16 protein-coding genes and 1 pseudogene are annotated in these 18,141 nt (G+C 35.6%); 6 read left to right on the top strand and 11 right to left on the bottom strand.

Features of this window, described 5'->3' with window-relative positions:
- Window positions 1–373: 373 nt before the first annotated feature.
- Window positions 374–1,747 (top strand): cell wall-binding protein EntC, encoded by a 1,374-nt coding sequence (gene entC / locus AC3WTA_RS24385; protein WP_492333069.1) that lies wholly within the window; start codon window positions 374–376, stop codon window positions 1,745–1,747.
- Between the two features lie 49 nt (window positions 1,748–1,796).
- Here entC and AC3WTA_RS24380 read toward each other — a convergent pair.
- From AC3WTA_RS24380 to AC3WTA_RS24345, 8 genes and pseudogenes are all read right to left on the bottom strand, one after another.
- Window positions 1,797–1,970: pseudogene (locus AC3WTA_RS24380) on the bottom strand (HEAT repeat domain-containing protein); the annotation flags it as partial.
- Window positions 1,971–2,058: 88 nt separating this feature from the next.
- On the bottom strand, window positions 2,059–3,144 hold the full coding sequence (locus AC3WTA_RS24375; protein WP_000440074.1) for a DUF871 domain-containing protein: 1,086 nt from the start codon (window positions 3,142–3,144) through the stop codon (window positions 2,059–2,061).
- A complete protein-coding gene (locus AC3WTA_RS24370) occupies window positions 3,134–3,412 on the bottom strand; it encodes a hypothetical protein (RefSeq protein WP_000900036.1) in 279 nt (92 codons plus the stop codon). Before AC3WTA_RS24370 ends, AC3WTA_RS24375 begins: the two co-directional genes overlap by 11 nt.
- Complete coding sequence (locus AC3WTA_RS24365) at window positions 3,388–4,698, bottom strand: PTS sugar transporter subunit IIC (RefSeq protein ID WP_001013046.1); 1,311 nt, start codon at window positions 4,696–4,698, stop codon at window positions 3,388–3,390. The genes AC3WTA_RS24370 and AC3WTA_RS24365 overlap by 25 nt, the downstream gene beginning before the upstream one ends.
- Before the next feature lie 79 nt (window positions 4,699–4,777).
- On the bottom strand, window positions 4,778–5,083 hold the full coding sequence (locus tag AC3WTA_RS24360; RefSeq protein WP_000275639.1) for a PTS sugar transporter subunit IIB: 306 nt from the start codon (window positions 5,081–5,083) through the stop codon (window positions 4,778–4,780).
- Window position 5,084: 1 nt separating this feature from the next.
- A complete protein-coding gene (locus AC3WTA_RS24355; RefSeq protein ID WP_000131328.1) occupies window positions 5,085–5,405 on the bottom strand; it encodes a PTS lactose/cellobiose transporter subunit IIA in 321 nt (106 codons plus the stop codon).
- A 110-nt stretch (window positions 5,406–5,515) separates the two neighbouring features.
- Complete coding sequence (locus AC3WTA_RS24350) at window positions 5,516–7,456, bottom strand: BglG family transcription antiterminator (RefSeq protein WP_327965433.1); 1,941 nt, start codon at window positions 7,454–7,456, stop codon at window positions 5,516–5,518.
- Between the two features lie 76 nt (window positions 7,457–7,532).
- Window positions 7,533–8,621 (bottom strand): DUF871 domain-containing protein, encoded by a 1,089-nt coding sequence (locus AC3WTA_RS24345; protein ID WP_098656114.1) that lies wholly within the window; start codon window positions 8,619–8,621, stop codon window positions 7,533–7,535.
- Window positions 8,622–9,093: 472 nt separating this feature from the next.
- Between AC3WTA_RS24345 and AC3WTA_RS24340 the strand changes: the two genes are divergently transcribed.
- The 3 genes from AC3WTA_RS24340 to AC3WTA_RS24330 all read left to right on the top strand — a co-directional run bounded on the left by AC3WTA_RS24340 (window position 9,094) and on the right by AC3WTA_RS24330 (window position 13,635).
- Window positions 9,094–10,296, top strand: coding sequence for an MFS transporter (locus tag AC3WTA_RS24340; RefSeq protein ID WP_070168423.1), 1,203 nt, complete (start codon window positions 9,094–9,096; stop codon window positions 10,294–10,296).
- Between the two features lie 182 nt (window positions 10,297–10,478).
- Complete coding sequence (locus tag AC3WTA_RS24335) at window positions 10,479–11,465, top strand: NAD(P)-dependent alcohol dehydrogenase (RefSeq protein WP_492333052.1); 987 nt, start codon at window positions 10,479–10,481, stop codon at window positions 11,463–11,465.
- A 514-nt stretch (window positions 11,466–11,979) separates the two neighbouring features.
- Window positions 11,980–13,635 carry a Na/Pi cotransporter family protein gene (locus tag AC3WTA_RS24330; RefSeq protein WP_000456277.1) on the top strand — a complete coding sequence of 552 codons (1,656 nt, stop codon included), beginning with the start codon at window positions 11,980–11,982 and terminating at the stop codon, window positions 13,633–13,635.
- Between the two features lie 34 nt (window positions 13,636–13,669).
- Here the strand turns inward: AC3WTA_RS24330 and AC3WTA_RS24325 are convergent, their stop codons facing one another.
- Window positions 13,670–14,668, bottom strand: a complete 999-nt coding sequence (locus AC3WTA_RS24325) for a YhdH/YhfP family quinone oxidoreductase (protein ID WP_001016995.1) — start codon at window positions 14,666–14,668, stop codon at window positions 13,670–13,672.
- Between the two features lie 313 nt (window positions 14,669–14,981).
- Here AC3WTA_RS24325 and AC3WTA_RS24320 point away from each other — a divergent pair, with 313 nt between their 5' ends.
- Window positions 14,982–16,175, top strand: coding sequence for an LCP family protein (locus tag AC3WTA_RS24320; protein ID WP_000437422.1), 1,194 nt, complete (start codon window positions 14,982–14,984; stop codon window positions 16,173–16,175).
- A gap of 148 nt (window positions 16,176–16,323) precedes the next feature.
- A complete protein-coding gene (locus AC3WTA_RS24315; protein WP_000642356.1) occupies window positions 16,324–16,764 on the top strand; it encodes a hypothetical protein in 441 nt (146 codons plus the stop codon).
- A 33-nt stretch (window positions 16,765–16,797) separates the two neighbouring features.
- Here the strand turns inward: AC3WTA_RS24315 and AC3WTA_RS24310 are convergent, their stop codons facing one another.
- Window positions 16,798–17,562, bottom strand: a complete 765-nt coding sequence (locus AC3WTA_RS24310; RefSeq protein WP_098656113.1) for a sulfite exporter TauE/SafE family protein — start codon at window positions 17,560–17,562, stop codon at window positions 16,798–16,800.
- A 33-nt stretch (window positions 17,563–17,595) separates the two neighbouring features.
- Window positions 17,596–18,075: a DsrE/DsrF/DrsH-like family protein gene (locus tag AC3WTA_RS24305; protein ID WP_000437754.1), complete on the bottom strand. Its 480-nt coding sequence runs from the start codon at window positions 18,073–18,075 to the stop codon at window positions 17,596–17,598.
- Window positions 18,076–18,141: the final 66 nt, after the last annotated feature.

Below are 18,141 nucleotides of genomic sequence, written 5' to 3'. Positions count from 1 at the left end.
TCACGTTATCAACACCTTTAATTATTTTAGCGTACTAAAGCTATTATAGAATCCTATTATTGCAAAAATAATATGTGATGACCTAAAATCAAGGCGTAATTTTTTCCATACCTCGACTTATTTTGTAACAATTATGGCGATATTTCATTGATTTTCACCTCATATATATATTTACACAACCAAAATAGTTATTATTACATAACTATCTCTACGTTACAATAGTGAAATACACCACTTTTGTAACACGTATGAAAAGTTTATGTAACACTACAGAAACATTATTAACCTATTAGAAATTGAAATACTCTCATTTTTATGTATCACATGCTATAACCTCCCCTAACACCTATAAGAAAGCGCTTTTAGGATATTACTGGAATTATTACAGAATATTAATGACCCGTTACGAATGCTTTGTAGTTTTGTGTTTTCCGCAAATAAGAAAATAATGGTTGCTATAATGAGGTCAACGAAAACAAATGCAATGGAGGCTATTATGAAAAAATTTATGGGTATAGCAACAGCAGCGGTTTTTGGTCTTGGGATTTTCACAACATCTGCTAAAGCAGAAACGATTGTAACAACTGACGTACTAAACGTACGAGAAAACCCAACTACTGAATCACAAGTTGTCGGAAAGTTATTAGATGGATATAAAGTTAACGTTTTACATACAGAAAACGGATGGTCAAAAGTGAAATTGAATAGCGGTAAAGAAGCTTTCATTAGCGCTGACTATACAAAAGACACTTACTACGTAACAGCAAACGTATTAAACGTACGTGCTGGTGCAAACACAGACTCAGAAATTATTGGTAAGTTGAAACAGGATGACGTAATCGAAACAACACACCAAGTGCAAAATGACTGGATTCAATTTGAATATAACGGAAAAACAGCTTATGTTCATGTTCCTTACTTAACAGGTAAAGCTCCAGTTAAAGTTCAACCAGCAGTTAAAGTGGAAAAAACAACTAAAGTTCAAGATACAGCTAAAGCTGTGGAAGCAACTAAAGCTCGTGAAGTAGCTGAAACGCAAGCAAAAGCTAAGGCTCAAGAGGCAACTAAAGCTCGTGAAGCAGCTGAAGCTCAAGCAGAAGCTAAGGCTCAAGAGGCAACTAAAGCTCGTGAAGCAGCTGAAGCTCAAGCAGAAGCTAAGGCCGGGGAAGCAGCTAAAGCTCGTGAAGCGGCTAAAGCCGAGGCAGCAGCTGAAGCTCAAGCAGCGGCTAAAGCTCAAGAGGCAGCTAAAGCTCGTGAAGCAGCTAAAGCTCAAGAAGCAGCTGAAGCTCGTGAAGCGGCTAAAGCTCAAGAAGCAGCTGAAGCTCGTGAAGCGGCTAAAGCTCAAGAGGCAGCTAAAGCTCGTGAAACGGCTAAAGCTCAAAAACCAGCTACACAACAACCTGTTGCAAAAGAAACTGAAACAAGTGCACCATCATCTTCTCGTGAACTACGTGTTGTAGCAACAGCTTACACAGCAGACCCACTTGAAAATGGTTATAAAGCAGGCGACCAAGTAAAATCAGCTTTAGGTCATAACTTAACAGCTAATCCAAACATGAAACTTATTGCAGTTGACCCAAGTGTAATTCCATTAGGTTCAAAAGTATGGGTTGAAGGTTACGGAGTAGCAATCGCTGGTGATACTGGTGGAGCTATTAAAGGAAATAAAATCGACGTTTTAATGCCTGATAAAGGTACATCAAGTAACTGGGGACGTAAAACAGTTACAGTTAAAGTATTAAACTAGTTCGTATAAAAAGAGTCAGTCTCATTGAGGCTGACTCTTTTTTTGATTCTCACATTCTAACTTTCTCTTGAAAGTAACTAATATGATCCCGAATCCACTTTCGCTCTGACATAAATAAGTTCCCTCGTTTGTTATATACTTTATCAAACGCCTTTAAAACTTCTTCATGATTAACAAACTTATGTAAAAAACGAAGAGCGATGACAATCTCCTTCTCTCCCGTCCAAATTAAATCTATCTCTTTGCATTCTATATACGATAGATTACTATTTCAACAGAACAAAGAGGATGCCATAGCATCCTCTCCTCCCCTATTCCACACAAGTAAACTGCGTCCAAGCTCCTACATAATCTAGTAAGAATAACTCTTCTTCCGCAATTGTACCGACAATATTTTTCCGTTCATCTATCGGCATTTCTTTTAGAATGATTTGCAGTTCACCTTTATACTTACCAAATGAGTTGTTCCCAATTACAACTTGCCCTCTTTCCTGTCGTACACTTTCGCGCACTGGGAAGTCATAGTTTTTGTACTTTTTACGTACTTCTGTAGAACGTACCATATATTCTGTTATGTCGCCGCGTCTTACGTGTAATTCTTGCAGTGTCGCTTTCTTCTCTACTTCAGTCGCTTCTTCTACAAAGTGTACCTTTAGCTGTAACATGTAACGATTTAAGTTTCCTAGTTTCTCTAACTCTTCTTCACTCGCATAAGCATTTCCGATAATAACATCATCAATAAGCCCTGTTGCCCATAAATGTTTCGCTTGTACTTCAATCGGTAAATTTCGATGTTGTTCTAACGTACATAATCCGTCATTAATATCCCATGGACCGATGTCGGCTGCATGTGACGTAATAAAGGCTGCCGTACGAATACTGTGTTTTTTAAAGCGTTCACTACAGCGAATGAAATAATCATACGGAAGACCAGTAAATTTTTGCGGATAGAAATTATGACAACCAATTAAAGCTGGTTTATTCGCCTGATGCGAAAGAATATTTTCTAAGTATGCAATATCGTTACTTACGTTTAGCTCAATTTTTAAGCCGTACGGATTATTCGTCATTTTTGCTTCTGTTAATCCGTCAAAACCTAAATCTAAACGAATACCATCTGCACCTAACTCTGCAAAGAATGATAGGTCGCTATAGCTAATACCAAGTTGATCAAATACTGCCGGAGCTACATCTAAAATAACTTCCATATTGTTATCTTTTGCATGATTAATAATTTCTTTAAATTCAGCTACAATTTCTTCTTTCGGACGATTCACAGATAATAGACATGTGAATATTCTTGAAAAACCGTGGCGTGCCGCTGCCGAAATGTATACCATATCTTTTTCTTTCGTTGAATGCTCTGGATAAAGTGAAATCCCTAATTTACGCTCCATGCTTTTGCATCTCCTTCACACGTTGTATTAATGCCATGCTCGTAAATCTATATTTTGCAGATAAACATGTTGCACATAAAATCGTTGGTACAATGATTACGTACGGTGATTGTAACCCTAACATTACATAGGCACCCATTGAACTACCGATAAATACAATTGATACGAGTAGTAACACTAATAAAGATTTACTTTGTACCCATTTTGAATAATGTGCAATACACTGCCCCGCTACGAATGTAATTAAGATGATAATGGCTCCGAGCATTCTGTTTTCTCCTCTCCTGCTAATTGTTGTTTCTCATACATTTTGAAGAATGGGTAGTAAATAACGAATGAGATAACAAAGTTAATAAGTACAAGTACACCAGCCATAATTGTCCAGTCTGTACTAATAATCGCTGCAATTGGTGCTAACATCGTAAATGGCAACTTCGCCATCATGAGCGGAATCATGCCTGAAACAACTGCGAAATATGATACTGTCGTTGTCACTAACGGTGTTATAACGAATGGAATAATTAAAATTGGGTTCATTACAATTGGTGCCCCGAAAATAATCGGTTCGTTAATATTGAATAAACCTGGCACGAATGATAATCTACCTAACTCTTTTAGGAATTTAGATTTAGAGAACATAAACATAATAACTAAAGCTAATGTTGAGCCTGATCCACCGATCCATACGAACCATTGAATAAATTGTTCTGTAAATAAGTTTGGTAATTGATGTGCATTTCCTGTAGCTGTGAATACTTCCATATTTTCAAGAATTGCTGAATCCCACATCGGACGAATAATTGGTCCTAAAATCGCAGGGCCATGTATACCGAATGACCAGAAGAACACGATTAAGAATACTGTTAATAAACCGCCGAATAAATTATTTCCTACTAATACTGATTTTAGTGGTGCGATTAAATATGTGATTGTTGTATTCACATCGAATTTTAAACCGTAACGAATACCCCAGAATAAAAGAATAACTACTAAAGTTGGGATTAATGCTGCAAACGAGTTTGCAACTGCTGGTGGTACACTGTCTGGTAATTTAATCGAGATATTATGCTTAATCATAAAGTGATAAATTTCTACTGCAATTAATGCTGTAACAATTGCGCCGAATAAAGACGTTGCACTTAATGTTCCTACTGAAATGTATCTTCCTGCATCAATAACACCTGGTACAGCTTTCGTAATTTGAATTGGTTCAACTGATGCTAGTAAAAAGGCGAGTACAGATAACAACCCTGCACTTAACTGATTGAGCTGATAAAAGTTTGCGAGTGAAGCTCCTACCCCAAATGCTGCGTATAACGCCATTAAACCTACTGTAAACCGGAATGGAATATCTAAAATATGGCGAAATGGTGCAATCCATTCCATATATGCATCAATTGGTAAATTTAAAAAGATAACGAAAAATGATCCGACAATCGTTAACGGCAATGTAGAAATAACTCCGTTTCGAATTGCTAATAAATGTCGTTGTCCTGCAATCTTTTGCGTTGTTGGCATAATCTTTTGTTCCATAAAACTCATAAAACCATTCATCAATACCCCTCCTCTTTCTCTTTACTACGCAAGAACAAAAAGTTATAACATTATAATGTTTATATTTAAAAAAATATAATTATGCTAAAACTAATTGTTCTGCTTGTTTCAGTACTTTTAAACCGTCACACATGCCATAATCTCTTTGTTCTATTATTGCAACCGGTATATCGTATGACTTCGCAAGAAACTGTACCGCTGTAAACAAATACTTCACTTGTGGTCCGATTAAAACAACATCAGCATTTTTTATTTCCAGTTTCACAAGTTCTGAATCAACTGCTTTAATTTTATAATCCTTCCCTTGTTTCTTTGCCTCTTCTTGCATTTTTCTTACAACCATACTCGTTGACATGCCTGCTGCACAACATAATAAAATGTACATCTTATACTGTCACTTTCTCTTCTACTCGTTTATGAAGAGTAATAAATTCTTCAGCAAGTTCTTTCACTGTAATTGCATTCATTAAATGATCTTGTGCATGTACTAACAGTAAACTGATTTCTGCATGATTTCCTCTTGCTTCTTCTTGAATTAAGTCTGTTTGAATGCGATGAGCTGCTGAAATCTCTTCACTAGCAAGTGTCATCTTTTCACTCGCATTCTCAAAATCTCCTTGTCTTGCAAAAGCAATTGCTTCAAGCGCCGCGCTTCTCGCATTGCCACCATGTAAAATTAACGCAAATGGAGTTTGCATATCAGTCATTTTAAATTCCCCCAAGCTATCTTTTTTCTATATTGTTATCTTATTATGAAAACGCATACAATTAAACATAAAAAACTTCCGTTGTGTAACGGAAGTTTTTATATACTTTTTCAAAACGATAGTAAAATCTCTTGAAATTCTTCAATCATTCCAGCCTTAGTTAATTTCTCTATCGTATGCTGACTAGACATAATATCATATAAAAAATCATAAAGCTTTTGTAAATCTTCATTATTATTGCGCTTTACACTAAATAAAATAATAACTTGTACTTTCTTATCTCCCCAGTCAACCGCTTTATTAAGTGTACAAAACATCAAAAATGTTTTCTCACTTAATAACTGCATCGGATGTGGAATTGCAACTAAATTCCCAACGGCTGTAGGAGATGTATTCTCTCTTTCCTTAACAGAATCATAAAATTTTTCTGGTACATAGTTTTTCTCAGCAGCTTTCTCACATAAAAATTGGATAACCTCTTCCTTCGTAGAAGCGCTATGATTTAAAAAGATCAAATCTTCCTTTATATACTGCTGCACACTAGTATTCACATGCGTAAACAACTGCTGACCGATTGACTTAATCTCTTTATCATCAAATATTGAGTTCACTTTTATAACAGGCACAGGCAAACCACTCGGTATATGAATCGTACTAATAATACAATCTATTTTCTCTTTATAAAGGTCTTCCACTTTCAATTGATAATAACCTGTAATCCCTACAATCTCTAATTTATCTCGGAACTGTGATAGAATTTTATATTTCAATAGCTGGGCGCTTCCTTGACCAGTCGCACAAACTAGTAAACATCTTTTCTTTTGATTCTGTTCCTGTAAACGACTCATCGCTCCCCCGAAGTGAGTCGCAATATAACCAATTTCACTTTCCGGAATCGATTCTCCCGTATAATCACCAATTATATCTCCAACGAGAACCGCAATTTCAAAAGCATACGGATAATTCTTTTTCACTTCTGCCAAAAGAGGATTTCTCGTATTTAACTTATACTTCAAACGGTTTAATAACGTTTTTAAATGAACACCAAATCCAAATAATAATTCTTCATCATAATAAAAAATAAGATTCCGTTCTTCCGCTACTTTAAAAAGAATATGTTGCATAAATGCATATAGATCTTTCCCTAATAGTTCTTCCACATTTTCATAACGATCTCTCGCTGTAACAGCAGTACTCAATAAATGCATCGTCACATATAAAACTTCTTCTTCTGGAAATGAAAGATGCAACTCTTTCTCTAAATCCCCTACAATCTCTTTCGCAATTGTATATTCTTTCTTTATTATGAGTTCTGATTGCTCCGTATTCAGTCCTTTCATATAATGTTGATCTTCACAACGCCTTATTGCAATTGCAATATGAATGACTAAATTATCAATTTCAATATCTGATAAATATATCGTTCCTCCCTCAATATACTTTAATATAACCGAACGGATAAGTGGGATATGAGGTAACGATAAATATGTATCCATCTGCTCAAATTGCTCATGAAACGGAGTATGGTCATAACGCGGTAAACCATATTGTGATAAACAAGAACGAATATGAAACTCCTCTCCCACAATACGTATACCATAATACGGTCTCTTTTCGATTTGTAATTGATAACGACCACATATATCTGTAACATCTTTCATAATTAAATTTACAGTCGATTTACTCACATAAATCTCCTCTGCTAACTGTGAAAGCTTCACATATCCCTCTGTCGTTACAATACGTTGCAGGATGTACGCTATCCTTTCTTCATAAGAAGTCGGGATCTTTTCAGTCTGTTTTTGAAATAGATCCACGCAAAACTCTTCAAACTTCTTCGTTTGTATAATTTCTAGTTCGTATCCAGTCCCTCTTTGCGATTCAATTTTCGCTCCGTTTTCTTCCAATATATCATTTAATAATTTTATATCTTTTTGAATCGTCTTCGTTGATACATGTAAACGGCTCGCTAAAAAAGCTCGATTTAACATCGATTTCTCTTCTAAAAACTCCTCTAAAATAGAAATTAATCGCTGATGCACTTTTGTCATAGCTCTTCCTCTCACAATTTATATATAAAAAGGAAAAAGCTGCTGAGGTCAGTAGTTTTTTCCTTTTTCATTTTATCTATTTCTTTAATGTAAATCCGAATTTATCCCATGCTTGTAAATAATCTAATAAGAAAATTTCTTCTTCCACAATTCGGCCAACTACATTTGTTTTTCCTGTATTCACCATATCTTTTAAAGCAATTTGTAATTCACCTTTATATTGACCATACTGTTCATTATCAATTAAAAGATCACCGCGTTTAATTTCGCGTGTATTATGCGGTTTGAACTCTTTTTTCTTATATTTCACACGACTTTGTGTCGAACGAATCATATATTCAGATACATCCCCGCGGTAAAAATGAGGCTCGTCTAATACGATAATTTTTTCTAGTTCTGTTGTTGTATCATATAATCCTATATCAAATGTTTGTTTCTCTTTATTTAATGCACCTAGTGCTTGTAATTCTTCTTCTGATGCATACGCGTTCGCAATAATAACATCATCAATTAATTCTGTCGCAAATAAATGCTTCGCTTGTGTTGTCATCGGTAATTCACGATGCTGCTCTAACGTACATAAGCCTTCTGTTACTGGCCAAGGTCCGTACGTTGCATCAAAGGATGAAATAAACGCAGCCGTTCTCATACCGTAATCTTTAAATTGTTTCGAGCATTTAATGAAATGATCGTATGATAATCCTGAATAACGATGCGGATAAAAATTATGGCAACCAATTAAATTTTCACGGTTTGGTCTATGGCTCATAATGTTATCTACATATTTCGTACCGTTACTCATATTAATTTCAATTTTTAAGCCGTATGGATTGTAAGTCATAATCGATTCTTCTAAACCAGAGAAACCGACATCTAAACGAATGCCGTACGCTCCTAACTCATGGAAGAACGATAAATCATTATATGAAATACCTAATTGTGTAAAGACAGACGGACTAATATCAACTAATACTTGGAACCCTAATGCATTTGCATGAGAGACTGTCTCTTTAAACTCTTCTATAATTTTCTCTTTTTCTCCATCTACAGACAATAAGCATGTGAATACACGAGTAAATCCGTATTTACTTGCTAATGTTAAATATTCCTTATCTTTCTCTACCGTTGAATGTTCTGGATAAATAGAAATACCTAATCGTCTCATATGTACACGCCTCTTTCTTCATTGTTTTGTAAACCTTTTCAAATGTATGTAGTGAAAAAGTATATATCCCCTTCTCATTCACTACTTTTTGAATCCGCTTTCTTTAAAGAAAAAACAATTTCTATCATTCATAACAACTACAAGTCTATACATCTATACTTTACAACTTTTTTTCATAGTTGTGTAGCTTTTACACAAATTTGTCAGTTTTTCCACCTCGAAAATTGTTATACGTTTTCAAGTCACCTTCCTTGACTGTTACATTGACCAATACATATACTCGAAAGAAAAGAGATAAAGTGAAACTTTAATCAGTGAGGGGGGTGTTCATCCCCCACTGATTATTAGTTGAACCGATCGGGCATTTACGGGCAGTTGATCTCCCACCTAACTTCTTTGCTCAAGCCGGATTTTGAGGTGGGAGTTTTACTGCCCGTTAATAGCGGGAAAATTTTATATAGGGGATGAATATATGGGAGAAGCAATACTCGTAAAACGAGAATCGTTATGGACGAAAGAGTTTGTCGCTTTAATTTTTGCAAACTTATGTATGTTTTTAGGGTTTCAAATGTTAATTCCTACTTTACCTGTTTATGTGAAAGAAATTGGCGGCACAAGTTCCAATATCGGATTTGTTGTAGGCATGTTTACCGTGGCGGCACTTTTTGTTAGACCGCTAACTGGAAATGCCTTGCAAAAATTTAATAAAAAAATCATTTTAATGATCGGTACTGCTATTTGTTTACTCGCTATGGGTAGTTATCTTTTCGCTTCAACCATCTTCCTATTGCTTGCCGTGCGAATTTTACACGGAGCTGGCTTTGGTATTACAACGACTACATATGGAACTGTCGTTTCAGATTTAATTCCGCAAGCTCGCCGTGGTGAAGGCATGGGATATTTCGGCCTTTCCGGAACGATTGCAATGGCACTCGGTCCACTTATCGGACTTTGGCTCATGCAAACATATAACTTCACGATTCTTTTTTTATGTGCACTTTCATGTACAATTGTTTCATTAATATTAACGAAACTACTTCAAATCAAAAAATCGCCGCAACCACTACAGCAAACATCTGGTACTTTTCTCGATGGATTTATTGAGCGCAAAGCTTTACTTCCTTCATTATTAATATTATGTATTACATTAATGTACGGCGGAATCGGGAGCTTTATTACATTATTTGCTACGGAAGTCGGAATTGCTGATATAAGCCTCTTCTTCTTATTTAATGCACTTGCAATCGCTGTCACTCGTCCGTTTTCTGGAAAGTTATACGATGCGAAAGGTCATGCATTCGTTATTATTCCAGGGGTTATCATTACGTTTACAGGTATTATTTTATTGTCGTATACAACTACCATTCCGAGTTTAATTATTGCAGCAGCATGCTACGGAAGTGGTTTTGGAGCGATTCAACCTGCACTACAAGCATGGATGATCGACCGAGTAGCACCGCACCGACGAGGAGTCGCAACAGCTACATTCTTCTCAGCATTTGACCTTGGAATTGGTGCGGGAGCGATTATTTTCGGATTCATTGCACATTTTACAAACTATGCGACTGTATACCGTTATTCTTCTCTATTACTTATTGCTTTTCTGTTCATTTACATTACAAGCTTACGAAAACAAAAGCAGAACGATAAAACAAACGAAAAAGCCGTTGGATAGTGTTAAATCGTTCTATTTCAAAGTAATTAAACTAAAACATCATATATATAAAAATGCAAAAGGCAGTGGATTCTCCAAAAATCACACTGCTTTTTGCATTGTATTGAAAGGTGAACCACCGTTCTATTTATTCATGTTGTTCGTATGCTATTAATATATACAACGAATTGGAGGAAATGTTGATGAAAGCAATAGTGTACACAAAATATGGTCCCCCCGACGTTCTTCAATTGAAAGAGGTAGAGAAACCTAGTCCTAAAGAAAACGAAATACTTGTAAAAATAAAAGCGACAACCGTAACAGCAGGAGATATTCGCTCAAGAAGTTTTACAGTTCCCTCTTCTGTTTGGCTACCTGCTCGCATTGCACTTGGTATTAAACAACCGAAAAAACAAATACTTGGAATGGAATTGGCTGGTGAAGTTGAATCAGTAGGAAAAGACGTTACTCGTTTTAAAATAGGAGATCAAGTTTTTGCTGCTACCCAAGCAAATTTCGGTTCTTATGCTGAGTACATTTGTATAGCTGAAGATGGACCAGTATGTATGAAACCCTCCAATATAACCTATGAAGAAGCCGCGGCCATTCCAATCGGGGCACGTACAGCCTTATTTTTCCTGAGGAAAGCTAATGTTCGAAGCGGCCAAAACGTTCTTATTTACGGAGCTTCTGGAAGTGTCGGAAGTTATGCAGTACAAATTTCCAAGTATTTCGGTGCAACAGTTACAGGTGTGTGCAGTACCTCCAATTTAGAATTGGTCAAATCTCTAGGAGCTGACGAAGTAATTGATTACACCACAAAAAAATTTTCTACTACAGACGAAACTTATGATGTTATTTTTGAAGCGGTAAACAGGAGCTCCTTTTCAGAGTGTATTAAAATATTAAAGGAAGATGGTACCTATATAAATATCGTTGAACCGTTACCAAGTGCCCAAATGCTCTGGACTAAATTGACAAGTCGCATGAAACTCATATTAAGTCAAAACGCACCTGAAACTTCCGAAGCATTAAATTTCCTTAAAGAACTTGTTGAGAACGGTAAAATAAAAGTGATCATTGATAGGCAATATACTTTTGAGGAAATTGTTGAAGCTCATATATATGTAGAAAAAGGACACAAAAAGGGAAATGTCGTCATAAATGTGAAACATAACGAACACTCCTAATAAAAGAAGAACACTATACATAGTTTTACAATACGAAGCACTCAAACTTTTTCAACATAAAAAAACAGGGCAAATTCATATGCGAATTGCTCTTTTTTATTGTTGCGAGCATCTCAAAAGAAAACAGTTTAAAATAATTTAATCGTTTTTTACTTTCATTAAATAAACCCATTTCAAACCTCCCCATTTCCCCTACATATTTTTCTAACTTTAATCAAAAAATATGTAAAGAACTATTAGTATAAATAAGGTGATCCTCTACTTAGCGCATCCAATTTGGATAGTTCACCTCTCCTATTTTTACTATCCAAGAATAGTGTGACAACTGTGACTTTTTTACAAACTGATTAGATATATCATCTAAAAAACCAATTAAATCCAGGTGTTTCTTTAAAGATTTGTAAACTTTTTATCACTTTGTAAATTTAGTGTAAATTTTACTAGCAAACCGTTTACAGTGCCTCAAGGTTTAGTTAATAATTACAGCGTACATGAAATTTAAGGAGTGGAATGCGTGGAATATAATGTTCAAGATATGATCTTCCAGTTCATTGGTGGATTAGGTATTTTCTTATTCGGGATTAAATACATGGGCGATGGACTGCAACAAGCAGCTGGTGATCGTCTTCGCGATATTTTAGATCGCTTTACAACAAACCCACTTATGGGTGTACTAGCAGGTATGTTAGTTACTGTATTAATCCAATCAAGTTCAGGAACAACCGCTTTAACAGTCGGACTTGTAAGTGCCGGATTTATGACATTAAGACAAGCAATCGGTGTTATTATGGGTGCGAATATCGGAACGACAGTTACTGCATTTATTATCGGAATTAAAATCGGAGAATATGCGCTCCCAGTTATGGCAGTTGGAGCGATTTTACTATTCTTCTTTAAAAATAAAAAAGTACATTCTGTAGGTCAAGTTGTATTCGGTTTTGGTATGTTATTCTTCGGTTTAGAATTAATGAGCGCAGGTATGAAACCTCTTCGCTCTTTAGAGTCATTCCAAGAGTTAATGGTTAGCATGAGTGACAATCCAATTTTAGGAATTATTGTCGGTACAGTGTTCACTTTAATTGTACAAAGCTCAAGCGCAACAATCGGTATTTTACAAGAACTATTCGGTCAAGGTGCTATTGATTTACAAGCTTCTCTTCCTGTATTGTTCGGTGATAACATCGGTACAACAATTACAGCAGTATTAGCAGCAATCGGTACTTCAATTGCCGCAAGACGTGCAGCATTAGTTCACGTTATCTTTAATATTATCGGTACCATTATCTTTACAATTTTATTGGTACCATTTACAAGTTTAATCCAATATTTCCAAACTTCATTAAACTTAAATCCAGAAATGACAATTGCATTTGCACATGGAACATTTAACGTAACAAATACAATCATTCAGTTCCCATTTATTGCAGTATTAGCATGGATCGTAACAAAAATCATTCGTGGTGAAGATTCATCTATTAACTTCAAACCACAACATTTAAATCCAATCTTTATTGAGCAATCTCCAGCTATCGCTTTAACTGAAGCTCAAAAAGAGGTTGTGCGTATGGCTGAATTTTCATTACACGGCTTAAAAGAAGCGAATCAATATTTAAATACACAAGACAAAAAGCACGAAAACATGGCTACTCAATTAGAAGGAGCTATTAACAATTTAGATAAAAAAATTACCGAGTATTTAGTTTTACTATCAGAAAAGCCGCTTTCACCTTCAGACTCTGAAAAACACTCCGTTTTAGCTGGTGTGGTTGGAGATATTGAACGTGTTGGTGATCATGTAGAAAACCTAGTAGAACTTGTAGATTTCCAAATTTCAAACCGCGTTTCACTATCAGACGAAGCACTAGCTGAACTAAATGAAATGCTTGAATTAACGATTTCAACATTACAAGACGCAGTCGAAGCTTTAACAAACTTCGATACTGAATTAGCTCAAACAGTTATTGCAAAAGAACGCAAAATCGACCAAATGGAACGTGTTCTTCGTAAACGTCACGTATTACGCCTAAACGAACGTAGCTGTTCAGGTGATGCAAGTATCATCTTCGTTGATATGGTAAGTAACTTAGAGCGTATCGGTGATCACGCTGTAAATATCGCTGATGGTGTTTTAGGTGAACAAGGTAAAATCAATTTAAAACAATCATTATAATAAAAAAGAGACGCTAACTTAAGCGTCTCTTTTTTCATTTCATATTTACAACCGTTCTTCCTTTTAACTTTCCTTGCAATATAAGTGTAAACTTTTCATCTAACTCTTCCAATGTACATTCTTCTGTATAAGATAGTAACTCATTATTTTCCCATTCACTTGCTAAGAGCGTCCACACATCTCTTCTCACATCCACTGGGCATTGCACAGAATCTATTCCTAAAAGACTTATGCCTCGCAAAATAAACGGATATACCGTTGTTTGTAATTCCTGCCCTGCCACATTACCGCATGTCGTTACACAACCACCATACTTTACCGTTTTTAAAGCGGTTTCTAGCATATGTCCACCTACAGTATCGATAACTCCAGCGTATATCCCTTTTAACATTGGTCTTCCTGATTCATCATTCAACTCCGTACGATGAATCACTTGTTTCGCTCCTAGACGTAGTAGCATCTCTTCCTCTTCCATTTTCCCTGTCGCTCCTACTACGTTAAATCCTAGCTTACTTAAAATACTAACAGCTACACTCCCTACGCCGCCTGTTGCACCCGTTACTAAAACATCTCCCATACTAGGCGTTATGCCTGCTCCAATAAGCTTATATACTGATAAAGCAGCTGTAAAACCTGCTGTCCCGTACATCATACTTTCCTTTAATGACATTCCCTCTGGTAAAGGGATGATCCAAGATGCTGGCACGCGAATATACTCTCCGAAACCACCAGAAGTATTCATACCTAAATCATATCCCGTTACAATAACTTGGTCTCCTACCTTAATGGTTTCATCTGCACTACTCACAACCACTCCTGCTGCATCAATCCCTGGCGTATGAGGATATGTTCTCGTAACACCTTTATTACCCGTGGCTGAAAGAGCATCTTTATAATTTAATGAAGAATAATGAACCTGTATTAATACGTCTCCCTCAGGTAAACTACTTACTTCTCTCTCTACAACGTTTCTTACAAACTGCTTACTTTCTGTTTCGTTCACAACGATTGCTCGGAATGATGTATGATTCATTATGCTCTCTCCTTTATCCGTAAATTTCTTCTTTATTATATAGAAGAAAGAAGTAAACCTACTCATTTCTTCTTGGCTATATTTCAACAAATCTTACTTCTCTATAACTTTCTCACAATACATGTTTTCATTTTCACTAAAACAACTTATACTTATTCTACATCTGAAAAATAAAATATAGAAATCTGACTTTTTATAAATAAATTGAATTTTTACGAAATGTAAATGATTTGTAATGTTTTTTTTCGCTAAATTTCATTATAATAAGTGGATATGAGTGTCGTATTTCAATTCAAATGAAGGAGTACAAGAAATGGAGCAAAACCCATCTTTGCAAGAAAATACACGCAGTAAACCGAAAAAAAGTAAGAAAAAAACAAAAATTATTATAAGCGTTATTCTATTCTTTTTAATAATAGGTGGCGGTTATACTTGGTTTTTAGTAAATAAAGCATCTTCTGCTGTTCGAAATGCCGCACACGATTTAGCGCGCGGTGATAAATCTGATTTACGTGATAAAGCTGTAAAACCTATCACAAATAACGTCTCCGTCTTAATCATGGGTGTTGATGAAAGCGATGTCCGCGGGAAAGAATATGGAGAAGCTATAAGAACGGATGCACTACTACTTGCAACGTTTAATAAAGATAGCAAAACTGTAAAACTATTAAGTATTCCACGAGATACATATACTTATATTCCAGTGGAAAAGAAAAAAGATAAAATTACACACGCTCATGCATACGGTTCTACTAAAAACGGAAAAGATGGTGGACCACAAGCAAGTATTGATGCAGTTGAAAAATTAATGAATGTTCCCGTTGATTACTTTGTAAAGTTTAACTTCAAGTCATTTATGAAAATTGTCGACGATTTAGGTGGTATTGAAGTCGATGTACCAGTTGAATTTACTGAACAAGATAGTAATGATACTGCTGATGCGATTCACCTGAAGAAAGGTGTTCAAAAGCTAAATAGTGAAGAAGCTCTTGCCCTTGCTAGAACGCGCCACATCGATAGTGATGCAATGCGTGGACAACGTCAACAACTCGTTATTGAAGCTATTTTAAAGAAACTAACAAGCGTTGGATCTGTAACAAAAGTTGGTAACATCATTGATGATATTAACGGACAATTCGTTACTAACTTAACATTCGATGATATGCTTTCATTCTACAAGTACGGATCGGACTCGGAAATTGAGAAATTACAAATTCAAGGTGAAGACTGCTATATGGAAAAAGGTGACGATACATGTAGCAAATCTGCTGGCGGCGGCCGAACGTATTACTACAATCCAGATAAAAAAGAATTAGCAACTGTTACAAACGAACTTCGTACTCACCTTGGATTACCTGCATATACAAAAACAGACTCTGATTCAAAGAAAACAAAAGAATCTAAGTCGGAAAATTCAAGTGAACGCGAATCAAGTAACAACGAATCTAAAAATAAGAATAAAAATAGCAGTGAAGAAACAGAAACATCGTCTAACGACAATGAATAAAAAAGAAGCAGTTCTCTATGGAGGTAGAGTACTGCTTCTTTTTATTTCTCCATAATTAAAAATCAGAACTTTCTAACTATCTTTTTTAATATTTTTAAATTATAATAAATAGTAGCAATCTATTCCAATTATCAGGGGGCTCATACATATGAAAGCTGCAGTAAAACACAACATCTCAGATTTTAAAGACTACTTAAAATCAAACGATATATTCATGGAAGAAAATATAGATGAAAATGATGGTTCTGTTCATTTTTCAGTAGGATTAGAGACAGAAGCTGGCGCAAAAATTCAACTTATCGCTGCTTTCCAAAACGAACATCCTACTGTAGATATATACTGCTTCAATGTTGCTCACGTACCTGATGCAACATCAACAAATGATATTTTGCATGTTATCAATGAATTAAACACATCTTATCGATTTGCAAAATTTACATTAAACAAGCAAAATGCAATTGATATTTCAGCATCTCTTGCATTCTCAGAACCAAACTTTAATCCAGCACTTGTCTTTGAACATACGAGAATGCTATATAAATTAGCAAATGACGAATATAAAAATTTAATGAAAGTTATTTGGGCATAAATAAAAGGATGGGCTGCAAGCAGCACCATCCTTTTATTTCGATATCATATCAATCCACATCTTAACAGCAGTGCCTACAATCAAAATCGATAACATATATTGCAATGCTTTTTGATTGATCCTCTTCCCAACTCGCGCTCCAAGCGGCGCAGCAAAGATACTTGCAACCGCAATAATAAGAGCTGGAATTACAACTACTTGACCAGTTATCACTTTTCCAGTCGTAATCCCTACTGAGGAAATAAACGTAATAGCGATAGATGTTGCTATTGTTGTACGTATCGGCAATTTTAAAATAACTAACATAATCGGTACTAATAAGAAAGAACCGCCAGCACCTATAATGCCTGATGCTCCGCCTACAATAAACGCTAGCAAACTTGCTAACCGTTTATTATATTTCACTTTATCACCATTATTTCGCTTCGGTACGAACATCATAATAGCAGCAATTGTTGCTAACGCTGCATAAGCAACATTGACCGTATGTTCCTCTAATACGTTAGCACCAAAACTCCCTATGAAACTTCCTATTAAAATACTAGCTCCCATATACACAACTAGCGTTTTATCCATATCATTACTTTTCCGATAAGCCCATGCACCTGCAAAAGTTGCAAAGAATACTTGCACCGCTGTAATACCACTCACTTCATGTGACGTATAACCAGTAAATCCTAGCAATACCGGAATGTATAGGATCATTGGATAATTAATAATCGCACCGCCAATTCCAACCATTCCTGATATAAACGATCCTATAAACCCAATTATAAAAAGTAATACGACTAAACTCACCTTATATCCCCCGCCTTCTAAAAAGAAGGTGATTTAAATGAATAAGTTTACATTCCCATCCGAAGCATCTGCTAAATAAGCTCCTACTCCTGCAAACTCTACCCCTTCCATAATCTCTTCCTCTTTTAACCCTAATAAATCTACCGTCATTTGACAAGCTACAAGTTTAATCCCCTGTTCTTTCGCTAAATCCATTAAATCTGGTAAAGGCATCGCATTATGTTTTTTCATAATACCTTTAATCATCTTTTGTCCCATACCGGCAAAATTCATTTTTGATAAGCCCATCTTATCTGCACCACGTGGCATCATTTTTCCAAATACTTTTTCTATGAAAGTTTTCTTTACTTTCACATGTTCATCTTTCCTTAAAGCATTTAATCCCCAAAAAGTATGAAAAATAGTCACCTCTTGATCATACGCCGCTGCACCATTTGCAATAATATAAGCAGCCATCGCCTTATCATAATCTCCGCTAAATAAAACAATTGTTGTTTTATTCTGTTGCTCCATGTTGTGCTCCCTCCAATTACCTATAGGGGTATTTTATTATTTATAAAAAGACTCAAATCATTTATC

This window comes from Bacillus sp. EB106-07-01-XG149, assembly GCF_058791555.1.
Note: the sequence above shows the minus strand (reverse complement) of the source record. Positions and strands in the feature narration are given on the sequence as shown.